This window comes from Myxococcus faecalis, from assembly GCF_050039385.1.
GTDB classification, from domain to species: domain Bacteria; phylum Myxococcota; class Myxococcia; order Myxococcales; family Myxococcaceae; genus Myxococcus; species Myxococcus fulvus.
In genome coordinates this window covers 7371350-7394368 of the sequence record NZ_CP144336.1, presented here as the reverse complement: position 1 = coordinate 7394368, position 23019 = coordinate 7371350, and the positions used below count along the sequence as shown (strand labels likewise).

Annotated in this window: 18 protein-coding genes; 9 read left to right on the top strand and 9 right to left on the bottom strand. The window is 69.3% G+C overall.

The window, feature by feature from the left end:
• Nucleotides 1-26: 26 nt before the first annotated feature.
• Nucleotides 27-1739 carry a tetratricopeptide repeat protein gene (locus VZQ01_RS29720; RefSeq protein ID WP_426745320.1) on the bottom strand — a complete coding sequence of 571 codons (1713 nt, stop codon included), beginning with the start codon at nt 1737-1739 and terminating at the stop codon, nt 27-29.
• A gap of 249 nt (nt 1740-1988) precedes the next feature.
• Between VZQ01_RS29720 and VZQ01_RS29715 the strand changes: the two genes are divergently transcribed.
• Nucleotides 1989-3098, top strand: a complete 1110-nt coding sequence (locus VZQ01_RS29715) for a glycosyltransferase family 4 protein (protein WP_426745319.1) — start codon at nt 1989-1991, stop codon at nt 3096-3098.
• 20 nt (nt 3099-3118) lie between these two features.
• On the opposite strand, the gene VZQ01_RS29710 is transcribed toward VZQ01_RS29715, so the two are convergent.
• Both VZQ01_RS29710 and VZQ01_RS29705 read right to left on the bottom strand, forming a co-directional pair.
• Nucleotides 3119-3778, bottom strand: a complete 660-nt coding sequence (locus VZQ01_RS29710; protein WP_426745318.1) for a class I SAM-dependent methyltransferase — start codon at nt 3776-3778, stop codon at nt 3119-3121.
• 31 nt (nt 3779-3809) lie between these two features.
• A complete protein-coding gene (locus VZQ01_RS29705; protein WP_426745317.1) occupies nt 3810-5642 on the bottom strand; it encodes an ArnT family glycosyltransferase in 1833 nt (610 codons plus the stop codon).
• 172 nt (nt 5643-5814) lie between these two features.
• On the opposite strand from VZQ01_RS29705, the gene VZQ01_RS29700 reads away from it, so the two are divergent.
• Nucleotides 5815-6786, top strand: a complete 972-nt coding sequence (locus VZQ01_RS29700) for a glycosyltransferase (protein ID WP_426745316.1) — start codon at nt 5815-5817, stop codon at nt 6784-6786.
• Between the two features lie 44 nt (nt 6787-6830).
• Nucleotides 6831-7574, top strand: a complete 744-nt coding sequence (locus tag VZQ01_RS29695; RefSeq protein WP_426745315.1) for a class I SAM-dependent methyltransferase — start codon at nt 6831-6833, stop codon at nt 7572-7574.
• Nucleotides 7575-7583: 9 nt separating this feature from the next.
• On the opposite strand, the gene VZQ01_RS29690 is transcribed toward VZQ01_RS29695, so the two are convergent.
• The 6 genes from VZQ01_RS29690 to VZQ01_RS29665 form a co-directional block, all read right to left on the bottom strand.
• Nucleotides 7584-8948 carry a sigma-54-dependent transcriptional regulator gene (locus tag VZQ01_RS29690; RefSeq protein WP_426749001.1) on the bottom strand — a complete coding sequence of 455 codons (1365 nt, stop codon included), beginning with the start codon at nt 8946-8948 and terminating at the stop codon, nt 7584-7586.
• A 65-nt stretch (nt 8949-9013) separates the two neighbouring features.
• Nucleotides 9014-10567, bottom strand: coding sequence for a two-component system sensor histidine kinase NtrB (locus VZQ01_RS29685; protein WP_223781743.1), 1554 nt, complete (start codon nt 10565-10567; stop codon nt 9014-9016).
• Nucleotides 10568-10613: 46 nt separating this feature from the next.
• On the bottom strand, nt 10614-11864 hold the full coding sequence (gene pilC, locus VZQ01_RS29680; RefSeq protein ID WP_408889440.1) for a type IV pilus assembly protein PilC: 1251 nt from the start codon (nt 11862-11864) through the stop codon (nt 10614-10616).
• Between the two features lie 58 nt (nt 11865-11922).
• Nucleotides 11923-13035, bottom strand: a complete 1113-nt coding sequence (locus VZQ01_RS29675; protein WP_141329361.1) for a type IV pilus twitching motility protein PilT — start codon at nt 13033-13035, stop codon at nt 11923-11925.
• 39 nt (nt 13036-13074) lie between these two features.
• Nucleotides 13075-14775 (bottom strand): type IV-A pilus assembly ATPase PilB, encoded by a 1701-nt coding sequence (gene pilB / locus VZQ01_RS29670; protein ID WP_408889439.1) that lies wholly within the window; start codon nt 14773-14775, stop codon nt 13075-13077.
• A 213-nt stretch (nt 14776-14988) separates the two neighbouring features.
• Nucleotides 14989-15918: a bifunctional riboflavin kinase/FAD synthetase gene (locus VZQ01_RS29665; protein WP_426745314.1), complete on the bottom strand. Its 930-nt coding sequence runs from the start codon at nt 15916-15918 to the stop codon at nt 14989-14991.
• 67 nt (nt 15919-15985) lie between these two features.
• Here VZQ01_RS29665 and trmB point away from each other — a divergent pair, with 67 nt between their 5' ends.
• From trmB to VZQ01_RS29635, 6 genes are all read left to right on the top strand, one after another.
• A complete protein-coding gene (gene trmB / locus VZQ01_RS29660) occupies nt 15986-16606 on the top strand; it encodes a tRNA (guanine(46)-N(7))-methyltransferase TrmB (RefSeq protein ID WP_426745313.1) in 621 nt (206 codons plus the stop codon).
• A 110-nt stretch (nt 16607-16716) separates the two neighbouring features.
• Nucleotides 16717-17760 carry a diguanylate cyclase gene (locus VZQ01_RS29655; RefSeq protein ID WP_223781740.1) on the top strand — a complete coding sequence of 348 codons (1044 nt, stop codon included), beginning with the start codon at nt 16717-16719 and terminating at the stop codon, nt 17758-17760.
• Between the two features lie 55 nt (nt 17761-17815).
• Nucleotides 17816-18232, top strand: a complete 417-nt coding sequence (locus VZQ01_RS29650; RefSeq protein ID WP_141329371.1) for a hypothetical protein — start codon at nt 17816-17818, stop codon at nt 18230-18232.
• Between the two features lie 373 nt (nt 18233-18605).
• Complete coding sequence (locus tag VZQ01_RS29645) at nt 18606-19469, top strand: hypothetical protein (protein ID WP_426745312.1); 864 nt, start codon at nt 18606-18608, stop codon at nt 19467-19469.
• 71 nt (nt 19470-19540) lie between these two features.
• Entirely contained in the window at nt 19541-19963 is a 423-nt protein-coding gene (locus VZQ01_RS29640; protein WP_223748112.1) for a cupredoxin domain-containing protein, read from the top strand.
• Between the two features lie 56 nt (nt 19964-20019).
• Nucleotides 20020-22968 carry a helicase C-terminal domain-containing protein gene (locus tag VZQ01_RS29635; RefSeq protein ID WP_223782052.1) on the top strand — a complete coding sequence of 983 codons (2949 nt, stop codon included), beginning with the start codon at nt 20020-20022 and terminating at the stop codon, nt 22966-22968.
• Nucleotides 22969-23019: the final 51 nt, after the last annotated feature.

The window sequence follows — 23019 nt, the reverse complement described above, 5'->3', positions numbered from 1 at the left end:
GCCCGTCCACCAGGGCCCCGTGCGCCTCATGGCGCGGCCCCCGCCGCGAGCCTCGCCTTCTGGAGTCCATCCCGCGCGGGAGCCGAGTCCGGCCGCAATCGCAACGCCTCCTCCAATGGCGCAACGGCCTCGGCCGGGCGTCCCAACTGCAACAACGTACGCCCCAGTTCCAGGTGCGAGTCCGCGCGCCGAGGCGCCAGCTTCAACACTGCCCGGAAGCGCTCCACCGCCTCCTCCAGTCGCCCCGACTTGCGCAATGCGAGCCCCAGATTGTGGAGGACGACGGGCTCTTTGGGGCGCAGTGAGTGGACCCGCTCGAGTTGGGGGATGGCCAGGTCCATGCGGCCTAGAAGGGCATATGCGACGGCCAAATCACTCTGCGGCTGGTAGAGGTGGGGCAGCGCCTCGGCCGCGACCTGGAGCGGCGCAACCGCCTCCTCCACTCGACGTGCCTTGAGGTAGGACGCCCCCAGATAGGCGTAGATGCTCGGCTCATCCGGCGTCTTCGCGAGGGTGTCCTCCCACAACGAGATGTCATCGCGCCAATCGGGCACTCGGGCCATCGTCAACGCGGAGAAGACCACCACCACACCTCCCGCGGCGAGCCCCAGCGCTCTTTGGTGTCCAGGCCAACGCTCGAGCAGCCACTTCACCCCCACCGCCAGCAGGAGGCAGAAGCCCACGGAGGGCAGGTAGAGGAATCGCTCCGCGTAGGCTTCCACGCCACGCAGTTGCATGAGGAAGACGGGCAGCAGCGGCGCCAACAGCCAGACTCCTCCGGCGAACAGGGCCGGAGACACGCGCCATGCGCGCCATAGCACCCCCGCCAGCAGCAAGAGCAGGACGCTCCCCACCACCACCTCCGAGGCCAGGGGGGGCACCTGCGTGGGAATCGTCACCACCAGCGGATGAGGCCAGAAGAGCTTCCCACCCAGCTTTCCCATCAACGCCAGCAGGTGGACCGGATACAAGCCCGCGCGCCCTTCACTGCCCTCGAGCGGCACGGAGAGACCCACGGCATTCAATCGGAGCGCCGCGTACGCCAGGGCGCCCACGCCGAGCGGCGCGTAGCGACGTACCCAGCCCTTGAGCCCCGGTGGTGACACGAGTCCCCCCACCGCCCTGTCGGTGGCCCACAGCACCCAGGGGAACACCACCGCCACTTCCTTGAAGAGCAAGCCGGCGCCCCACAGGAGGCCGGCCCCCATCCCCCTCCCCCAAGAAGAAGGCCCGCTCACCATGAGCCGCACCGCAAGCATCACCAGGAGCGTCGCGGCCACGTCCATGCAACCACTCACCCAGGCCACCGACTCGGTGTGCACGGGATGCACGGCGAACAGGAGCGCACCCACCAGGGCGCCCCACTCTGCCGAGGAGGAGGCGCCTGCCTCTCGCGCTTTCAAGCACGCACGCAACAGCCAGAGGACGAGCGCACAGACCGCCGCGTGCAGGAGCAGCAGCACCAGGTGGAAGCCCCAGGCCTCGAGCCCGAAGACGGCCTGCAGTGAGAAGAAGAGCACGTGCGCGAGCGGCCGGAAGTAGCTCGCCGCGGGGCCTCGCGCGGTGACAGGAGTCGGTCCATCGTCGCTGGGGAACAATGGATGCTTGAACGCGTTCGCAAGCCCGCTCCAGGAGCGCAGCCAGGGATTCTCCACCACCAATTGCACATCGTCGTAGACGAACCCGTTGAACAACGCTCCGGCATAGACGAGCGCCGCCACGGAAACAACGAACAGCACCTGGGTTCGAGGGGAGAGGCGAAACGGTCGGGAGTCGGCGGAATCCATCAGCGTCACGGAGGGCCCAGTCTACCGACTTCTGCCTGTCGGAAGGGCCTCAGCACCGCTCGCGACGGAGGCAAGGCACCTGACGGGCGGTTCCACGCCAGGCCTGGGGGATGGAGCCCAAGTCCGTCCGGGACAGCCCGAGGTCCGCGCCTATACTCGTCCGCGCGCCCATGGACCGGGCGCCGACAGGGTCCCCGTTCCATGCGAATCCTCGAGGTCTCCAACTTCATGCCGCCCCACCCCGGCGGCATCGAAATCATGATCGACACGCTGTTCCAGGGGCTCCAGCGCCGCGGCCACGACGTGCGGTGGATTGCCGCCTCCACGCCCCTGGAGCCGGGAACGACGGGCCCCTTCGTCCGGGTCTCCGCGTGGAACTGGCTCGAGAAGAACCTGCACGTCCCCATGCCGCTGTGGGCCCCCTCCGGCTGGAAGGAGCTCGACGAGCAGGTGCGCTGGGCTGACGTCATCCACGTCCACGACTGCCTCTACTTCTCGTCCTCGCTGACCACCGCGCTCTCGAAGGGCCGCAAGAAGCCGCTGCTCGTCACCCAGCACGTGGGTGAGGTGCCCTACGGCGGAGTGCTGGACTGGGTGCAGGCGGCCGCCTACCGCACGCTCGGGCGGACCCTGCTGAGCGCCGCCAGCGAGGTGGTGACCTACAGCCCCCACGTCGTGGACTACTTCCAGCGCGTCGGGGTGAAGAAGCCCCTGCGCATCATCCCCCTGGGCTTCGACCCGCGCTTCAAGCCCCTGTCCGAGCAGGAGCGGATGGAGGCGCGACGGGAGTTCGGGCTCCCGGGGAAGGGCGCGCTCGTCCTCTTCGCCGCGCGGCTCGTTCCCAAGAAGGGCGTGCACCGGGTCGCCGAGCTTCAACGCCTGCTGGCCTCCGAGGGCGTGACGCTCGTGGTGGCCGGAGACGGCCCGCTGGCGAGCGAGGTCTCGGACCTCCCGAACACGGTGCACTTGCGACAGGTGGACCATGCGCGCATGCACCTGCTCTATGGCTGCGCGGACGCCCTGCTCCTGCCCTCCGTCGGAGAAGGTCTGCCGCTCACCCTCCAGGAAGGCATGTCGACGGGGCTCCCCGCCGTCGTCTCACGAGACCCGTCCTTCGTCGCCAATGTCTCCGATGCGCCCGGCGTCAGGCTGGAGGAAGGGCTGAGCGCCCAGGCGGAGGCGTTGCGAGAGGTCCTGTCGAATCCTCCACCGCGGAGCGACATCGCGGACTGGGCCAAGGCGCGCTGGGGGCTGGAGCGCTTCGTGACGGAGTACGAGCGCACCCTCGCCCATCTCGTATCCGGCAGCTGACCGCGCGGCCGACCAGGGACTCAGACGCGCTCCAACACCGCGCACGTCACCTCGAAGGGCCGCACCATCCAGGGCCAGAGCCAGTGCGCCATCGACGCGCGGGGGGCATCCGTCGCGGCGCCTGCACCAGGCTTCAGCAAACGTCGGACGGCCCCGGGCACGTCATTGGCAATCAAGCTGCCCAGGCGACCGCAGGGAACAATCGCGGACGAAACCAGCCGGAGTCCGGGAAAAAGCGCCACCAACTCGGGGACTGTCGGTCGGAACAGTGTGTCGATGGGGTCCGGATGCCATGGGAACGCGCGAGGCACCGAGAGGAACAACAATCCGCCCGGGGCCACCTGCTCCATCAGCTGGTGGGCGAACTCGCGACGGTCTTCCACGTGCTCGAGCACGTTCGTGCAACACACTGAGCGCACCCCCAGCGCGTCGAGCCGCGCACGACAGCCTGGGTCCTCCAACGCACCGACAACATCCACGCCCTCCGCCGCCTTCATGTCCTGGTGGATGACCACGCCCCCTCGCCGCCGCAGCGGCGCGAACAGTTCCTGATCTATCCACGGCTGTTGGACCACTCGGAAGTAGCGCGTGGAGCTACCGATGTTGAGCAAGGGAGACACCTGGCTCAAGGGCGCGGCGGTCAGCGCGCGCCCCAGCCATCGAGCTTCCTGTTTCAGCATTCATGGCTCCTGGTCCACACAAACACGGAGGTCATGGCGCGTCCTCGGGGAAGTCACCGGGACGCTCGGGCACCGACGGAGGGAAGGCCGTGGCGGTCGCCTCTTCCAGGGGGATGATTTGAGGCTGGCACTGGCGATTGACCACCAACATGAAGCCCGAGCGCTGCGGGAACACGGTCCGCATGAACTGCCGGTCCCGTTCCACGTTGATGTGATTCACCCAGAGCACCGGCGCATCCAGGTCGGGCCCGTTGTTCGGCCTGAAGAACACGAAGTGATTGGCGGGAGCCGACGTACACGGCGGAGCGAAGCCGGGACGAACGAAGACGACCGAGTTGTCGGGCACCCGCCGCTCCACCGCGAGGCGAGGGCGGCGAACATCCGTCGTCAACCGGCGCAGGGTGTGGATGCGCGGAGGCAGGTACATCGTCGCGCTGGCCATCACCAACCCCACGAGCACGAAGGGAACGAACCGGATGAAGCCAAACTCCTCCGCCCACCGCCAGAGCGTGCGCAGCCCCACCGTGGACAACAACACGAGGGGCAACATCAGCTCCGAGTAGTGAACGGGGCCGAAGGTATCCACACCCGGGTCCGCCACCGGCAGATGCGCGACGCAGAAGCTGAGCACGGCGGCGGCCAGCCAGCGCGCGGGGACGCCCCTCGCCAGGAAGACGAGGATGAACCCCAGGGGCCAGCCGAAGGAATCCAGATTCAAACGGAACAGGGCAAGGACCATCCGCCCCGCGGCCAGCGTCGCGGAAGTATCGGTGAGGAAATACAGGAAGCTGTCACTCTTCACCTGGGATGGCCCGAAGGACACGAAGCGATAGGCATTCTGCTGCGCATATCGAACCCCGGCGTGGTAGCCGGTCATCCACGGCGAGCCCGTCATCTCCTGATTCGCCAGCAGGAACAACCCCGCCAGGGGGAGCGAGATGAGAGCGAAGACACCGACGTGTCCCCAACGCGCGCTTCCTCCTTGTCGCCAGACACGCAGGGCCCACATCAGCAGGAATGGCGTCCCCAGCCCCACCGCCACGGCGGGGCGCGTCCAGAATGCCAGACAGAACAGCAGTGAGACCCAGGCGCTGGCGGCCAGACCCGCCCTCGCCTCCAGGCGCTGGACGGCATGGAGCATCCAGGTCAGGGCGAAGATGGCTGCGGTATGGGACATCAGTGTGGCCGCGCCAATCATCGTCAAGGGAGAGACCAGGTACAGCACCACCGCCACCCGGCCCCATGCGCTGCCCCACCAATCCCTGGCAATGAGGAACAACCCCACCGCGGTCGCCCCCGACAGCAACGGATTCACCAGCCACGGCAACCCGACCTTCACGCCGAAGGCCAACAGGAATGGCCAGCCGAGGAAGTACTGGCTGTACATCTTCCCATCGTTGATGAGGAACCCGTTGTCGAAGAACAGCTTCATCGGCGGCGACGCGACATAGAGCCGGAACGAGCTGAGCAACTCCGCGGCGAACTGGTACGAGGCCTCGTCGTCCGTCACCGGTGTGTAGCCGAGGACCGAGGCCTGGATTGCCAGCGGCACCAACGCTCCCAGGACGCCCGCCAGCAGCACGCTTCGACGGTCGGGATAACCGCGCCACGCGGAGCGCCAGGTCTCCACCTGCTCGCCGCTCACCATGCGCCCGCCCGCCAGCGTCACGAAGGCAACCAGGGGCAGGCCCAGGAAAGCGAGGATGGCTGCCAACGTCAGCCAGCGGCTGGTCGGAAAGTTGATGGTGCCCAGATTCAGGATGAAGCCATCGAATTGCGACTCCCAGAAGGCCCAGTAGGCGAGCACACAGACGGCTGCGGCGGCGAGCGGGACGAGCGAGGCACGATAGCGGGGAGGAATCATCGGAGGGTCATCGAGGATGGTCCGCCCTCTCGCGACTTGTCCATGGGAGAGTAGCCAGGAGAGCCACGCCACCCCTCCCTACGCGAGACGACGCGATAGCGGGGTCCTGCGTTAGAGTCCCAGCGACGCCGAAAGGCGGCAGTCAATCCCCCCTGCTGGACGTTCCAGTCCCATGTCCCAGTCAGCTCCACGCATCGCGGTCATTCTTCCCTGCCACAACGAGGCGCCCGCCATCCGGGAGACCGTGCTCGCGTTCCGCCAGGCGCTCCCGTCCGCCGCCATCTTCGTCTACGACAACGCGTCGACGGACAACACGGGCGAGGTGGCCCGCGCCGCGGGTGCGCTGGTGCGCGGCGAGTCCAGGCGCGGCAAGGGCAACGTCATCCGGCGCGCCTTCGCTGACGTGGATGCGGACATCTACGTGGTGGCGGATGGAGATGGAACGTATGACGCCTCGATGTCGGGACGACTCGTGAGCCTGCTCTCCGAGGAGAGTCTGGACATGGTCATCGGGACGCGCATCCACCACGAGAAGGAGGCGTACCGCATGGGCCACGTGGCGGGCAACTGGCTCTTCAATCAAGTGGTGGCCCGGCTCTTCGAGAAGGGCCAGTCCGACATCTTCTCGGGCTATCGCATCCTGTCCCGCAGGTTCGTGAAGTCCTTCCCCTGCATGTCGGAAGGCTTCGAAATCGAAGCGGAGATGAGCATCCACGCGCTCCAGCTCCGGATGCCCGTGCGCGAGGTGCCCACCCGCTATTCGAAACGGGTGGAGGGAACCGCCAGCAAGCTGAACACCTGGCGGGATGGCTTCCGGATCCTCTCTCACATCCTCCGGCTTCAGCGATTGCACCGCCCCCGCCAGTTCTTCGGGACGCTGGGTTTGAGCACCATTCTCCTCGCGGTGTTGCTGGCCGTTCCCGTGTTCATGACGTTCCTTCAGACGGGTCAAGTGCCGCGCTTCCCCACGGCCATCCTGGCCATGGGCATGGTGTTGTTCGGCTCGCTGCTGGCCTTCCTCGGGCTGGTGCTGGAGAGCACCAGTCAGCTCGCCCTCGAGACCAAGCGGCTGAGCTATCTCTCCATCCCGCCTTCCCCCGGGGCCGATGCATCGCAACAGGCCTCCGTCGCGCAGGCGAGCTGAATGCCCGACCTCGCGCCCTCCTCTTCCATCACACGAGGTTCTCGGTGAGCTCATTCCACGAGCATCACGGACAGCAAAAGTCCTTCTTCGAAGTGGACCCCGCCCGCGTCGCGACACGCGTGTTCGGGCATCCCTCCTTCCCGCGGACGATGCAGTGCAAGTTCGCGTTCCTCGCGCACGAGCTCGCCGGCTGTCGCAAGGTGCTCGAGGTCGGCGTGGGAAAGGGCCTGCAGCTCACCTACTTCATGGACCGCATGCCCGAGGACTGTCAGTACACGGGTGTGGACATCGCGGAAGCCCCCCTGCGCGAGGCCCGGGAGCGGCTGGCACCCCATCTCCAATCCCGCGTGACGCTCCAGGCCGCGGTGGGGGAGCGGCTGCCCTTCGAGGACCGCGCCTTCGATGCCGTCTTCTGTGTGGATGTCCTCCATCACGCGGCCTCCCAGCCTTCCATGCTGGCCGAGATGCGACGGGTCGTTCGCGCCGGGGGGCACGTCATCTGCGTGGAGCCCAACCCGCTCCACCCCGCGAACCTCATGTACCTGAGGGATCCCATCGAGAAGGGGCTCTTCCAGCTCACGTCCGCCAACGCACGCGAGTGGACGCGGCACGCGGGGCTCGAGCAGTTGCGGCTGGAGAACCTCCCGGTGTTCTTCCCCAGCTTCCCCGGGGCCCTGGAGAATGCCTACGGGTTGATGGAGCGGGTGCTCGCGCGCGTCCCCGTGCTCAACCGCTTCTCCACGACCCGCGTCCTCCGCGCCTCGCGGCCCGAAGAGCCGCGGGACTGAGGCCCCGCGTCATCCGCGTCCCGTCGGCTCCTCCAGCTCATCCGTGAGACCGTGCTTCGCCAGCCGGTAGCGGAACGAGCGGAACGACAGCCCGAGCAGCTCCGCGGCGCGCGTCTTCACACCGCCCGCCTGCTTCAGGGCCGCCAGCAGGTAGCGCCGCTCGCTGTCGTCCAGGTGGCGCTCCAGGTTGAAGCCCGTGCCCAGCGACGGCTCGCCCGGCTCGCCCGGACGCGACATCGGCTCCGACTCGCCACGCACAGCAGGCGGCAGCGTGGACGGGCCCAGCAGGTCCGAGTCCGACAGCGTCGCCGCGCGCTCCACCATGTTCTGCAACTGGCGCACGTTGCCGGGGAACGCGTAGCGCTCCAGCAGGTCCAACGTCTCCTGCGCGAAGCGCAGCGCCGGACGCCCCAGCTCCTCCGCCATCCTCGACAGGAAGTGGCTCGCGAGCAGCGAGATGTCCCCCGCGCGCTCACGCAGCGGCGGCAGCTCGAGCGTAATCACGTTGAGCCGGTAGAAGAGGTCCTCGCGGAAGCGGCCCGCCTTCACCTCTGCCTCCAGCCGCCGGTTGGTCGCCGCGATGACGCGCGCCTGGAAGGGCACCTCCGCCGCGCTGCCCACCGGCTTCACCTTGCGCTCCTGCAACACGCGCAGGAGCTTCACCTGCGTGGCCAGTGGCATCTCCCCTACCTCGTCCAACATCACGGTGCCCTCGCCCGCGGACACCAGCAGCCCCGAGCGCTCGTGCAGCGCCCCCGTGAAGGCGCCCTTCACGTGGCCGAACAGCTCGCTCTCCAGCGTGCCCTCGTTGAGCGCCGCGCAGTTGAACGGCAGGAACGGCTGCGCCGCCCGGCTGCCCCGCATGTGGATGGCCCGCGCCACCAACTCCTTGCCCGTGCCGCTCTCCCCCGTCACCAACACCGTGCTGCGCCCCGGCGCCACCTTCTCCACCAGCGACCATACCGCCTGCATCCGGGCGCTCTGCCCCACCGCCATGCCCAGCCCGGGCAACAGCCGCGCGCGCAGGGTGGTGTTCTCCTGCCGCAAGAGGCGCTTCTCCAGCGCCTTCTGCACCAACAGCCGCAGCTCGTCGTTGTCGAAGGGCTTGCAGATGTAGTCGTACGCGCCCTCGCGCATCGCCTCCACCGCGGCGGCGGGCGAACCGAAGGCCGTAATCAGGACGACCTCCGGCGGCTCCTTGCGCGCGCGCGCCGTGCGCAGCACGTCCAGCCCGCTGCCCGTCCCCAGCTTCATGTCGGAGATGACCAGGTCCACGCCATCCCGCGCGAGCACCTCGCACGCGGGCTTCACCCCGGGCACGCTCGTCACCACATAGCCCTCGCGGTGCAGGAGCAGCTCCAGGTACTCACGCATGGACAGCTCGTCGTCCACGATGAGGACATGGCCTCGGAAGGCGCCTTCTTGGGCTTGAATGGTCGTCACAGCGGCAACCCCACGACGAACTCCGTTCCCTCGGCCGGGTCCGAGCGCACGCGGATGGAGCCCCCATGCGCGCGGACGATGGAATGCGCGGTCGACAGCCCCAGCCCCGTGCCCCCGTCCCGCGTGGTGAAGAAGGGCTCGAACAGGTGCCCCATCATCTCCTCCGTGATGCTCCCCGCAGAATCCCACACCCGAATCTGCGCTTCCTTCTCGCTCCGGGCCAATCCCACCTTCACCTCACCCCTGGGCCCCGCGGCCTGGAAGCCGTTGCGCACCAGGTTGATGAGCACCTGACGCAGCTGGTCCGGGTCCACCGCGGCCATCAACGGCTCGCGCGCGGACACCTCCACCCGCACGTCCCGGGCCAGCGGGTCCGCGCGCAGCATGTCCACCGTCTCCGTCAGGAGTGAATCCAGCGGCACCTCCCGCCGCACCGGCTCCGGAGGCCGCGCGAAGCGAAGGAAGTCCTCCACCAGCCGCCCCAGCCGGTCCGACTCGCGCACCAGGATGTTGGTGAGCTTCTGCACCACCACGTCGCTCGAGCGCTCCTGCGCGAGCAGCTGCGCCGAGCCCCGCATCGCCGCCAGCGGATTGCGCAGCTCGTGCGCCAGCTGCGCGGAGAGCGTCCCCAGGCTCGCCAGCCGGTCCGAGCGCTCCAGGTCCTCCTCCATCCTGCGCAGCTCCGTCAGGTCCTGGAACACGATGAGCAGCGCGCCCGACTCGCCCTCCAGCGGCGTCACCGACAGCCCGAGGATGCGCCGGCGGCCATGCTCGGCGCCCACCACCAGCTCGCCTCGCGACGAGCGCGGCGCCAGCACCGCCACCCCCGGCAGGAGCGCCTCCAACGGCTGGCCCACGCCTTCGACGCCCTCCACCTGGAGGATGGCGCGCGCGGCGGCGTTGACGAAGGTGACGCGGCGCTGCGAGTCGCAGGTGATGAGCCCCGAAGGCATGGAGGAGAGGATCTGCTGCTGCAGCCCACCCAACCGGCGCAGGTCCGCCTCGCGCGCCGACAGCGCTCCGCCCGTGGCGGACAGCTGCCGCGACAGGTAGCCCGCCAACACCGCGATGAGCCCCAGCGCCAGCAGGTTGCTGCCCAGCACGAACAGGCCGCGGCTGGACAACACCGGCCCCAGCGGCGCCGCGTCCGTCAGCCGCAGCACCACCACCAGCGAGGAGAAGGACACCGCGCCCGCCGCCGCCACCCACAGCGCGCCGCGCCAGTCCAGCACCACCGCGGCGCCGATGACGGCCAGGCTGTAGAGGAACGTGAGCGGCGAGTCGGAGCCACCACTCAGGTAGACGAGGCCCGTGGCAATGACCACGTCGCCCAGCACCTGCACCCATGCGTCCAGCCGCCCCGCCCTCTCGCGCCGCAGGCGGATGCCCACCACTACCGTGGACGCATAGGCCGCGATGATGACGCCCAGGGACAGCGAGTCCGCCCGGCTCGGCTCCTCGAGGGGCTGAATCAGCAGGCGCCCCACGGTGATGACGAGCGACAGGCTCGCCGCCACCGTGCGGAACAACACCAGCCAGACCAGGCGCACGCGGAGCCTCTCGGCCTCGTCCGCGCGCACGCTGGAGACGACGGAGCTACTTGATGGCACCGGCAATGGAGAAGATGGGCAGGTACATGGCGATGAGGAAGCCGCCGACCACGCCGCCGAGGAACACCATCAGGATGGGTTCAATCATCGCCGTCAGCGCGCTGACGGCGGTGTCGACTTCGTCGTCGTAGAAGTCGGCGATCTTGTTGAGCATGGTGTCCATGGCGCCCGTCGCTTCACCGACGCCAATCATCTGCACCACCATGGAGGGGAACACCTTCGTCTCGAGCAGCGGACCGGCGATGTTCTTGCCCTCGGCGATCTTCCCGCGCACGTAGTAGATGGCCTCTTCCACCGTCTTGTTGCCGGCCGTCTTCGCCGTCACGTCCAGCGCGTCGAGGATGGGCACGCCGGAGGAGATCATCGTGCCCAGGGTGCGCGTGAAGCGCGCCACGGCCACCTTGCGCAGCACGGGCCCGAACAGCGGCATCTTCAGGAACACCTTGTCCCAGAACTTGCGGCCCTTGGGCTGCTTGTAGCTCCAGGAGAAGGACACCACCACCACGGTGATGGAGGCGACCACGTGGAACCAGTACGCCTCCGCCCATGCGGACAAATCCACCACGAACTGGGTGGGGGCCGGCAGCGCCGAGCCGAAGTCCGCGAACATGGCGGCGAACACCGGCGTCACCTTGAGGAGCAGGAGCGCCGTCACGCCGACGGCCACCAGGATGACGATGGCCGGGTAGGTCATCGCGCCCTTGACCTTGCGCTTGAGCTTCTCGCTCTTCTCGCGGTAGGCCGCGAGCCGGTTGAGGATGGTGTCGAGGATACCGCCGACCTCGCCGGCCGCGCACAGCTGGACGTAGAGCTCGTCGAAGACCTTCGGGTGCTCCTTGAGCGCGTCGGCGAAGGTGCTGCCCTGCTCCACCTTGCCCTTGATGGCCAGCAGCACCTTCTTGAAGGCCGGGTTGTCCATCTGGCTGGCGAGGATGTCCAAGCACTGCACCAGCGGCAGACCCGCGTCGATCATCGTCGCGAACTGACGGGTGAAGACGAGGATGTCCTTACCCGTCACACCGCCCATGCCCGGCAGGGTGATGTCGCCGTCGAGCGCGCTCTTCTTGCGCACCTTGACGGGGTTGAGACCCAGGGACTTCAGACGGGCGTTGACGGCCTCGGTGTCCGAGGCCTCCATCTCACCCTTCTTGGTCTCACCGCTCTTGGTCTTCGCCTCCCAGAGGAACTGGGCGGTGTTCTTCTTGGAAGCTGACTTCTGGACTGCCTGTGCTGCCATGAGCTCGACCTCCGCGGACGCGCGCGCGAGTCTAACCGCTGAATCTCAAAACCAGGAACTAACGACCCGCCGCTCCCCCGGCCGGCCGCTGGGCCCCCGGTACCACGCCGCCCGTGGCCAGGATGTTGCGCAGCTCCTCCGGGTCGCTGGAGCGCCCGAAGGCCTCGTCCTGCGAGATGACCCGTCGGAGCAGCAGCGCCGCCAGGGCCTGGTTGAAGGTCTGCATGCCGTACTTGGCCTGTCCCACCTGCATGGACGAGTAGATCTGATGGACCTTGTCCTCGCGGATGAGGTTCCGGATGGCGGGGTTGGGCACCATGACCTCCAGCGCCAGCACGCGGCCCGGGGCCCCCGCCTTGGACACCAGCGCCTGGCTCATCACGCCCTCCAGCACGAAGGACAGCTGGGCGCGCACCTGCGGCTGCTGGTACGGCGGGAACACGTCCAGCACGCGGTTGATGGTCTGCACCGCGCTGTTGGTGTGCAGCGTCGCGTAGCAGATGTGACCCGTCTCCGCGATGGTGAGCGCCGCCTCGATGGTCTCCAGGTCGCGGAGCTCACCGACCAGCACCACGTCCGGGTCCTGGCGGAGGATGTACTTGAGGGCCGTCTTGAAGTTGCGGGTGTCCGCGCCCACCTCGCGCTGGTTGACCAGGCAGTTCTTGTGCGGGTGCAGGTACTCGATGGGGTCCTCGATGGTCATGATGTGCTCATGACGCTCGGTGTTGATCTTGTCGATCATCGAGGCCAGCGTGGTGGACTTGCCCGAGCCCGTGGGGCCCGTCACCAGGATGAGGCCGCGGGGCTTCTTCACCAGCTCCGCGACGATGGGCGGCAGGCCCAGCTCCTGGAAGGTCAAAATCTTGAACGGAATGGTGCGGAACGCGCCGGCCACCGCGCCACGCTGCATGAAGATGTTGGCGCGAAAGCGCGACAGCCCCTTCACGCCGAAGGACAGATCCAGCTCGTTGTCCTCCTCGAACTTGTGCTTCTGGGCGTCGGTGAGGATGGAGTAGCAGAGCTGCTTGGTCTCCACGGGCGTCAGCGGCGCCGTCTTCAAGGGGACGAGCTCGCCGTCCACGCGCAGCTGGGGCGGGGAGCCGGTGGTGATGTGGAGGTCGGAAGCGCCCTTCTCGACCATCGCCTTGAGGAGCTGGTGCAGGTTGGCCACGGTGGGGGTGTCCTTCGGTCAGGCTGGGGGAGGGAGTGACTAGAAGCGGTCCGGGGCGGTGTTGCCCACGACTTCTTCCAGGGTGGTCGCGCCGTCCATCACCTTCTTGAGGCCGCTCATGCGCAGGCTGCTCATGCCCAGGCGGATGGCCTCCTGCTTGAGCTCGGAGGCGGACGCGCCGTTGATGACCAGCTCCTTGAGGCCGTCCCAGAAGGGCATGACCTCGTAGATGGCCACGCGGCCCCGGTAGCCGCGGTCGTTGCAGTCGCGGCAGCCGACCTTCTCGTACAGGGTGAAGGTGCCCATCTTGTCCGGAGGGATGCCGGCGTCGATGAGGGCCTGCTCGTCCACCTTGTCCGCGGGCTTCTTGCAGGCCGGGCACAGCCGGCGCGCCAGACGCTGGGCGAGGATGAGGTTGAGCGAGGCGGTCACCAGGAACGGCTCGATGCCCATGTTGAGCAGGCGGCTGACCGTGCCCGGGGCGTCGTTGGTGTGCAGCGTGGAGAGCACCAGGTGGCCGGTGAGGGCCGCCTTCACGCCGATCTCCGCCGTCTCGAAGTCGCGGATCTCACCAATCATGATGATGTCCGGGTCCTGGCGGAGGAACGAGCGCAGCGCGGCCGCGAAGTTCAGGCCGATGTCGTCGTGCATCTGCACCTGGTTGATGCCGGCGAAGTTGAACTCGACCGGGTCTTCCGCGGTGGAGATGTTGGTGCCCACGTCGTTGAGGCTGGAGAGCGCCGAGTACAGCGTCGTCGTCTTGCCCGAGCCCGTGGGGCCCGTCACCAGCACCATGCCGTAGGGCCGGTCGATGGCCTCCTTGAACCACGCGAGCGGCTGCGCGTCGAAGCCCAGCTTGGTCATGTCCAGCTGGAGGTTGCTCTTGTCGAGCAGACGCATCACGACCTTCTCGCCGAAGAGCGTGGGACACACGCTCACGCGGAAGTCCATCTCCTTGCCGCCGCCCATCTTGATCTTGATGCGGCCGTCCTGCGGCAGGCGCCGCTCGGAGATGTCCAGCGAGGCCATGATCTTCAGACGCGAGGTGATCGCGTTGCGCAGCTTCATGGGCGGCCGCATCACCTCGTACATCACGCCGTCGATGCGGAAGCGGACCCGGAAGTCCTTCTCGTACGGCTCGATGTGGATGTCGGACGCGCGCTTCTTGATGGCGTCCATGAGGATGAGGTTCACCAGCTTGACGACGGGCGCGTCATCCGCGGCCTTCGCCATCTCGTCGATGTTCTCCGTCTCCTCCTTCGCCAGCTCGATGTCGTCGCCGACGTCGCCGACGATCTCCTCCATCGAGGGGCCCTTCTCCGCGTAGTAGCGTTCAATCGCCTCGCGGATGGAGACCTCCGAGGCCACCACCGTCTCGATGTTGTAGCCGGTGAGGAACTTCAGGTCGTCCACGGCGAAGATGTTGGACGGGTCGCACATGGCCACGATCAGCGACGGGCCCGCGCGGTTGACCGGAATCACCAGGTGCTTCTCGGCCACTTCCTTGGGCACGAGCTTGATGATGTCCGGGTCGATGTCGAAGTCCTTCAGGTTGATGGCCGGCACGCCGTACTGCTTGGAGAGGAAGTCGGTGAGCTTCGACTCCTCGATGGCGCCCGTCTTGATGAGCGCGGTGCCGATGCGCGTGCCGCTCTTCTGCTGCTCTTCCTGGGCCTTGCGAAGCTGCTGGACGGAGATGAGGTTCTCGCGGACCAGCAGTTCACCCAATCGACCGGACATTCGTGAAGCCTCTTCCTTGTGGCAAAGAAGGACGAAGCGGGCGGGGGCCCACCTCGCTCCAGGGGAGACGCGGGCGTTGCCTCGGGGCCCCACAGCACCTTTGGCACGGTTCCTGACAGCGAATTAGAGGGGAGCGGCTCACATCCGTCAAGGCGCCCCCTCGGGCGCCCTGATCCGCCAACCCGTTGAACACTCACGGGAAAAATGCGGGGGTCAGGCGCCGGTCCTGGCAATCACCGTGCGAGCGGCCTCGACATCCCGCTTGATCTGCCCCGTCAGCTCCGCCACGGAGCCGAAGCGCTGCTCGGGGCGCAGCCGCTCCAGGAACTGCACCCGCAGCTCGCGGCCGTAGATGTCCCCGGAGAAATCCAGGAGGTGCGCCTCGATGGTGACCTCGGTGCCGCCGAAGGTGGGCTTGATGCCGATGTTCGCCGCGCCCCCGTGCCACGCGCCCTCCCCCGCCTCCTTGAGGAAGCGCACCCGGATGGCGTAGACGCCCGGCGCCGGCCGCAGCTCGTTCTGCGTGTCCACGTTGGCGGTGGGAAAGCCGATGGTGCGCCCGCGACCCGCCCCCGCCACCACGGTGCCGTCCAGATCGAACGGGCGGCCGAGCAGGCGGCACGCCGCGGACACCCGGCCCTCCAGGATGTACTCGCGCACCCGCGACGACGAGGCGACGACGCCGTCCACCGTGACGGGCGTCACCACGTGCACCCGGGCGCCCCGGCGGCCCGCGGCCTCGCGCAGCGTGTCCACCGTGCCCGCGCGCGCGGCGCCATAGGTGAAGTCGCTGCCCACCACCACGTGCGAGACGCCCAGCCTGTCGAAGAGCGTGGCCTCGAAGACCCCGGGCCCCGTGCGGGCATAGTCGCGCGAGAAGGCCTGCACCACGGAGGCCTCCAGCCCACAGGCGGCGAGCAGCTCCAGGCGCCGGGGCAAGAGCGTGATGAGCTTGGGCGCCAGGTCCGGCTGGAGCACCTTGCCCGGGTGGGGGTTGAAGGTGAACGCCGCCGGGGACGCGTGCTTGCGCGCCTCCGCGAAGAGGGCCTGGTGGCCCACGTGCACGCCGTCGAAGTTGCCCAGAGCCAGCGCCCGGCCCTCGAGCGCCCGGCCCGCCTCCGCCACCGAGTGGAAGACCTTCATGCCCCCCCCTATACCAGTGTTTTTCCCTGGCCAGACCCCGCTTGGCCGTGGTTGGAGCGCCTGGAACATGCCCCGCCCTCGCCTGCTGCCAGACCCCGTCGGACTCCACCTCGTCGAAATGGCCACCCCTCCCGACTGGGACGCCGAGTTCGGCTTCGCGGGCCCCCTGGAGCTCGAAATCGGCTCCGGCGCCGGCGGCCACGCCCTGGAGTACTGCCGCCGAAATCCCCAGGTGCGCTTCGTCGCCTTCGAGTGGCGCAAGAAGTACGCCCGCGACACCCAGGACCGCGCCGCCAAGGCCGAGATGAAGAACCTGCGCGTCGTCGAGTCCGACGCCCGCTTCGTCGTGCCCCGCATCTTCGCGGACAACTCCCTGTCCGCCATCCACCTCCAGTTCCCCGACCCCTGGTGGAAGCGCTCCCACGCCAAGCGCGCCGTCGTCCAACCCGACTTCGCGAAGCTCCTGCTCGGCAAGCTCGTCCCCGGCGGCCTCTTCGACATGCGCACCGACGTCCAGGACCGCGCCGTCAACATGCTCTCCATCCTGGAATCCGTGGGATTCCACAACCCCTTGGGTTCCGGCGTTTTCCATCCGTATGACCCGGAGGAGGTGCCCTCCACGCGGGAGCGGCGGTACCTGTCGTCGGGGGAGCCGGTGTACCGGGCGCGGCTGCGCAAACCGCTCTGAGCGCGTGAAGTGACGGGCACTTGCCGTCCCCCTTGGCTTCGGTGGGGACGGCGGGTGAGAATCAGAGCCATTCTGGCAGCGCGGGATGATTGCACTGGGGGCGCAACCGCATGGCGGACGGCGAGAGGAAGAAGACGCAGGAGGTCGCGCGTCGGGCGGGGACAGGCGGGGAGCTGAGTGGGCGGACGGTGCTCATCGTCGACGACGACCCGGCGCATGTGGCGCACGTGCGCGAGGGGCTGGCGCCGCGGGGCTACGTGTTCAAGGAGGCGCACGACGGGACGCAGGCCCTGTCGGCCATCCGCGAGTCGCGGCCGGACCTCATCCTGATGGACGTGGAGATGCCGGGGCTGGGCGGCGTGGAGGTGTGCCGCATCATCAAGGCGAACGCGGGGGAGGACGGGTTCGGCTTCATCCCGGTGATTCTGATGACGGCGCGCCAGGCGGCCGGGAAGGTGGAGGGGCTGGAGCTGGGCGCGGACGACTACCTGGTGAAGCCCTTCGACATGCTGGAGCTGTCGGCGCGGGTGAAGTCGATGCTGCGGCTCAAGGTGCTCCAGGACGCGCTGGTGGAGAAGAACCGGGAGCTGGACCGGGCCAACAAGGAGCTGGCCAAGAAGCGCGAGGAGCTGCTCGCGCTGTCGCGCACGGACGGGCTGACGGGGCTGTACAACCGGCGCTGCTTCGAGGAGCGGCTGAGCGAGGAGTTCGCGCGCTCCAGGCGCTACCAGTCGCCCCTGTCGCTGGTGATGCTGGACATCGACCACTTCAAGCGCATCAACGACACCTTCGGCCACGTCTTCGGGGACCAGGTGCTCAAGGCGGTGGCCCAGACGACGCGCGCCCGGCTGCGCGAGGTGGACATGCTGGCGCGCTATGGCGGCGAGGAGTTCATCGCGCTCCTGCCGGAGACGGCGCCCCAGGACGCTCTCAAGGTGTGCGAGCGCGTGCGCGAGGCCATCGCGGCGCTGGGCGTGGAGCACGTGGGCGCGGACGGAAGGACACAGCAGGTGCGACTGACGGCGTCGCTGGGCGTGGCGACGGTGCCCTCCCCGGATTTGGAGACGGCGGAGGCGCTCTTGCGCGCGGCGGACGCGGGGCTCTACGCGGCCAAGGGAGCGGGGCGAAACCGTGTCCAGCAACACGTTCCGTGACACTGCCTCACCAGAGGCTTTCCCCCGGCGCTGGTTTGACCTAAACCCCACTCCCATGCGCCTGACCGCGACGACGCCCTGGTTGCTGGCCCTGCTCCTGGTGGGCATGGGCGGCTGCAACCAGCCCCGCTTCGGCACACCGCAGGACGCCTATACCTCCTTCCACCGGCTGGTGAAGCGCGGTGAGCTGCGTCAGGCCTGGGGCGCGTTGTCCCAGCCGACGCAGGCGGCCCTCCAGCAGCGGGCGCAGGCGGTGAGCGATGCCTCCGGTGGCGCGGTGAAGGCCGAGCCCCTGGGCCTGTTCTTCGCGAATGTCCCCCCTCCTCCGGATGTTACGGAGGTCTCCCTGGTCCGGGAGGCGGGCGACGAGGCGACCGTGCTCGTGCGCTCGTCAGGCAGCACCCATGAGGTCCGGATGGTCCGGGAGCCGTCTGGGTGGAAAGTGGACCTCTCAGCCTCCCTCCAGCCGTGAAGCCGGGCATGCCCGGGCTCCTCGCATCAGGTAACGTACGACTGTGAACGATCGGAAGACACGGCGGGTCATCCCCGCGGTCGAAGTCATCCGGCGGCCGGCCTCGACGCCCGGCAGCGCTGGGCAGAGTCCGTCCCCCTCGGACTCCCCTGCGCCCACGCCGCGCCCCACGCCCCGCCCCACCACGGCGGGTCCGGCGGCCCCCGTCGCGCCCCGTCCCGCGGGCGTGGCGCCCACGCCCCGTCCCGCCACTCCGGCGGCGGCCGCCCCGGCGAGCCCCGCCGCGCCAGCCCCCTCGCCCGCGCCGCGTCCTTCGGTGCCGGTGGCCTCCAGCGCCCCCCGCCCCGCGGGCGTGGCACCGGGCGCCCGGCCGATGGCTCCGCGCTCGCCTGGAGGGCCCGGTGGCCCGGGTGGACGTCCCAGCGGCTTCGGTGGCCGTCCCGGGGGCTTCCGCTCCTCGGCGCCCCGGCCTCCGCCCACGCCCGAGCAGATCCTCGCGCTCGCGCAGCGCGAGCACGTTCCGGCGCGCATCGCCAAGGGTGAGCTGGAAGGCAAGATGAAGTGCCGCATCTGGCGCAAGCTCCACGCCGAGGAGGCCAAGCGCTTCGACCAGGTCTACGAGCTGATGGGCCAGACGCCGGGGCTGTCGCTGGGGGACGCGTTCGGCGTGCTCCAGAGCGGCATGACGGTGGCGGAGTTCATGGCGCGCAAGGAGCGCACCCAGCGCAAGGCGGCCATCAAGCAGGCGCGCGGCGAGGTGGACAACGCCGTCGTCGCCGAGCTGCTCTCGGGCCTCATCGCCGGCAAGACGGAGGTCTCCGTGGTGCTGGCGGAGCGCTCGCTCCTGGACACGCTGGTCGCCGAGGAGCCCATCGCCTTCACGCTGGAGCGCACCGGGCGGCTGGAGAAGCTGCAGGTGGTGCTGCTGGCGCGGCGCGGGGAGTGGGAGCGGCTGCTGCCCGGGCTGGAGCGCGACGCGAAGCTCACCCAGAAGCCCGCCACGGTGGCCCGTCAGCCGGACAAGCGGCCGTACTCGGACCCGCGCGCGTTCCTGGACCACCTGGGCCAGCAGGTGAAGCTGGTGCTGCGCAACGGCATCACGCTCCAGTTGCCGCTGATGCACGTGGGCCGCTTCGACCTGCTGTTGGGCGAGACGGGCCACGAGGTGTTCGTCCCGCTCCACGCGCTGTTGCGCTTCGAGCCGGTCGCCGCGAGCGCTCCCGCCACCGAGGCCTGAAGCCAAGGCCGCGGAATTTCGCGGGGGCGCCGCCCCTTCCTCCATCTTTCGCCGAGCGAGGCACCCACTCCATGCGCCCCTTCATCTCCCGCATCATCAAGCCCTGGCTCGCGCTGGCCGCGACGGCCGCCATGGTGGGCGCCACCCAGCAGGGCTGCACCAAGGACACCCCGCCCGCCGCCGCCGCGGCCCCCGCGCCCACCGTCCCGGAGAAGCGGGAGAACGGCGTGCGCGTGGTGGAGCTGACGGTGACGGAGAAGGGCTACGAGCCCAGCCCCGTGCAGCTCAAGAAGGACGAGCCGGTGAAGCTGGTGGTGACGCGCAAGACGGACCAGACGTGCGCGACGGAAGTCGTGATGGACGACTACGGCATCAACACCGCGCTGCCGCTGGGCCAGCCGGTGGACATCACCTTCACGCCCAAGACGTCCGGCAAGCTGGTGTACGGCTGCGCCATGGGGAAGATGATTTCCGGCGTTTTCCTGGTGGAGTGAAGACGTAGGCCGAAATCTGGGCACCGCGCCGGGGAGGAGTAGTGTGCCGGCCCTGCATGGGCGGCGCGGCGGAGCTCTTCACGCGGCATGTCTTCCTGGACCTCGAGACCACGGGGTTGGATCCACGTGCCGACGAAATCATCGAGCTGGGGTGTCTGTTCTTCGAGAACGGGCGCGAGGTGGACCGCTTCGCGCGGCTGTACTCGGCGTCCAAGCCCCTGCCCCTCACGATTCGTCGGCTCACGGGCCTGACGGACGCGGACCTGGAGGGCCGGCCACGCTTCGGCGTGGACCTGGAGGACCTCAAGGCGCGGCTGACGGGCTGGACGGTGGTGGCGCACAACGCCTCGTTCGAGAAGGGCTTCCTGCCGGACCTCCTGGGCTCCATCCGCGCGCCGGTGCTCGACTCGTGCGAGCTGATGCACTACCTGCACCCGGAGCTGCCCAGCCACTCGCTGGAGTCGCTCTTGCGCTGGGCGGGGCTGGGCATCCGCCAGCCGCACCGCGCGGTGTCCGACTGCGAGGCGGTGTACGCGGTGCTCGTGCAGACGATGGAGCGCTGCATCAGCGACGGGCGCGGCGAGGACCTCGCGGACCTCGTGGCCACACTGGACCCTCGGGCGGCGCGGCGGCTGGGCTCCGCTGACGTCCTCGAGGAGGGCGCGTTCGATTACGACGAGTGGCCGCTGCTGGAGCTGCTGTCGCGACTGAACGCGGCCTGCCGGGCGAGGCCCACGCCGCTCGCGCTCGAGACGCAAGGCGGCTTCCTGCGCGGACGACCGGAGCGGCGTCGCGCGGCGGGCGTGCCCGCGGTCGCGGAGCCCGAGGCCGAGACGCCGGTGGTGCCGGTGCGGGCCGACGAGGTGTCCGCGATTCTGGGTGCGGGCGGTGCGCTGGAGCAGCGCGAGGAAGGCTTCCGCAGCCGGCCCGCGCAGCTCGACATGGCGCAGGCGGTGGCGCGCGCGTTGTCGGACGGGGAGCAGGTGGCGGTGGAGGCGGGCACGGGCACGGGCAAGTCGCTCGCGTACCTGACGCCCGCGGCCCTCTTCGCCGCGCGCAACGGGCGCAAGGTCGGCGTGGCGCCGCACACCAAGACGCTGCAGGACCAGTTGCTGGAGAAGGACCTGCCGCGCCTGCACCGCGCGCTGGGGGGCACGTTCGGCTACGCGCTGCTCAAGGGCCAGTCGAACTACCTGTGCCGCCGCCGCGCGCTGGAGGCCACGCGCGTGGAGCCGGGCATGGGGCACAACGCCCGCGCGCCCCGGGCGTACCTGCGCGCGTACCTGCGCCGCAGCGTCGAGGGAGACCTGGACCGGCTGAGCCACTGGTTCCGCGAGCGCTTCCCGGTGCTGATGGGGTTGATGCCGGCGGTGCGCTCCGAGGCGGCGACGACGCTGGGCGACAAGTGCCCGCATCACCACCGGTGCTTCTACCACTCGGCGGTGGCCCAGGCGCGCGAGGCGGACGTGCTGGTCATCAACCAGTCACTCGCCTTCGCGTGGCCCGCGCGCTACCCGAAGCTCGAGCACCTGATTCTCGACGAGGCGCACGAGGTGGAGGACGTGGCCACCACGGCGCTCACCGTGGAGCTGTCGGACCTGGCCTTCCACCGGCTCACCGAGCGGCTGCACGGACGAGACGGACGACACGGCCTGTTCGCCGAGCTGCGGCGCGCGCTGTCCGCCTCCCGGCGCGAGGAGTCCCGCGCGCTGATGGGCCAGGTGGAGGACGCGCTGCGCCGGCTGATGGACGAGGCGCGGGACCTGGGCGCGCGGGTGACGGAGCTGTGTGAGCCCTCGGCGACGGCGGCCGGAGAGGACCCGGACGAGGGCGCCTATGCCCCGGAGCTGCGCGTGACGGAGGCCGTGCGCGCGCTGCCCGCGTGGACGCCGGTGCGAGAGGGGCTGGAGCTGGTGCGCGGCGCGCTGCAGGCGCTGCACACGCTGCTCGCGGTGCGCGTGCTGGAGGCCCTGCCGGAGCTGGCGGCGCGGATGCCGGCGCTGGAGCGCGAGCTGTCCGGCGCGACGACGGAGCTGGGGGAGCTATCGACGCTGGCCACGGAGCTGTCGGGTGAGGCGGCAGCGGGGCGGTGCTACTCGGCCACGGCCGAGCCCCGGCGTCAGCGCTGGAGCGTGGGCGCGCAGCCGGTGGACGTGTCCTTCCACGTGTCGCGCGACTTCGCCGCGAACAAGCGCGCGCTGGTGCTCACCTCGGCCACGCTGGGCCCGAGCAACGGGAGCGGCACGCCCTTCGTGTTGAAGCGCCTGGGGCTGGATGGCCGGGGCGACAAGCCCGCGCCCCGGTTGTTGCGCGCGCCCTCACCCTTCCAACTGCACGAGCAGGCGCTCGTCGTGCTCGTCACGGACGCGCCGCGCGCGCACGAGGAACCCTTCGTCGACTGGGCCGCGACGCGCATCTCCGGCCTCGCGCAGACGATGGGCGGGCGGCTGTTGGGGCTGTTCGCGTCCACGCGGCGCATGGAGCGCGTGGGCGCGGAGGCTCGCAACCGGCTGGAGCCGCTGGGCATCGAGGTGCTGCGGCAGTCCCGAGGCCACGGCCGCTCCCTGGCGGCGCGGCAGGAGCGCGACACGGGCACGGTGCTCTTGGGCACGAAGAGCTTCTGGCAGGGCGTGGACATCCCCGGCCGGGGCGTGGGGTGCGTCTTCATCGACAAGCTCCCGCTGGAGCCCGCGCTGCGTCCGCTGGTCGCCGCGCGCGAGGAGCCGCTGGCCCGCGCGGGGGGCGAGTATCAGGGATTCCTCCAGTACCGGCTGCCGCGCGCGCTGCTCCTGCTCCGGCAGGGCGTGGGGCGGCTCATCCGCTCCACCACGGACCGGGGCGTCGTCATCATCGCGGACCCGGGGCACCCCAGCTACCGCGCGTACCTGATGAACGCCCTGGAGGGCTACCGCGTGGAGGCGCTGCCGTGGGCGCAGGCGCGCCTGCGCATCCACGGCGTGCTCAAGCAGACGGGGCTCCTCGTGGACTCACCCGCTCCGCGCTGAACAAGGCTCACGCGCCCAGGCGCGCTCGGAAGCGGGACTCCAGCGCGCGCA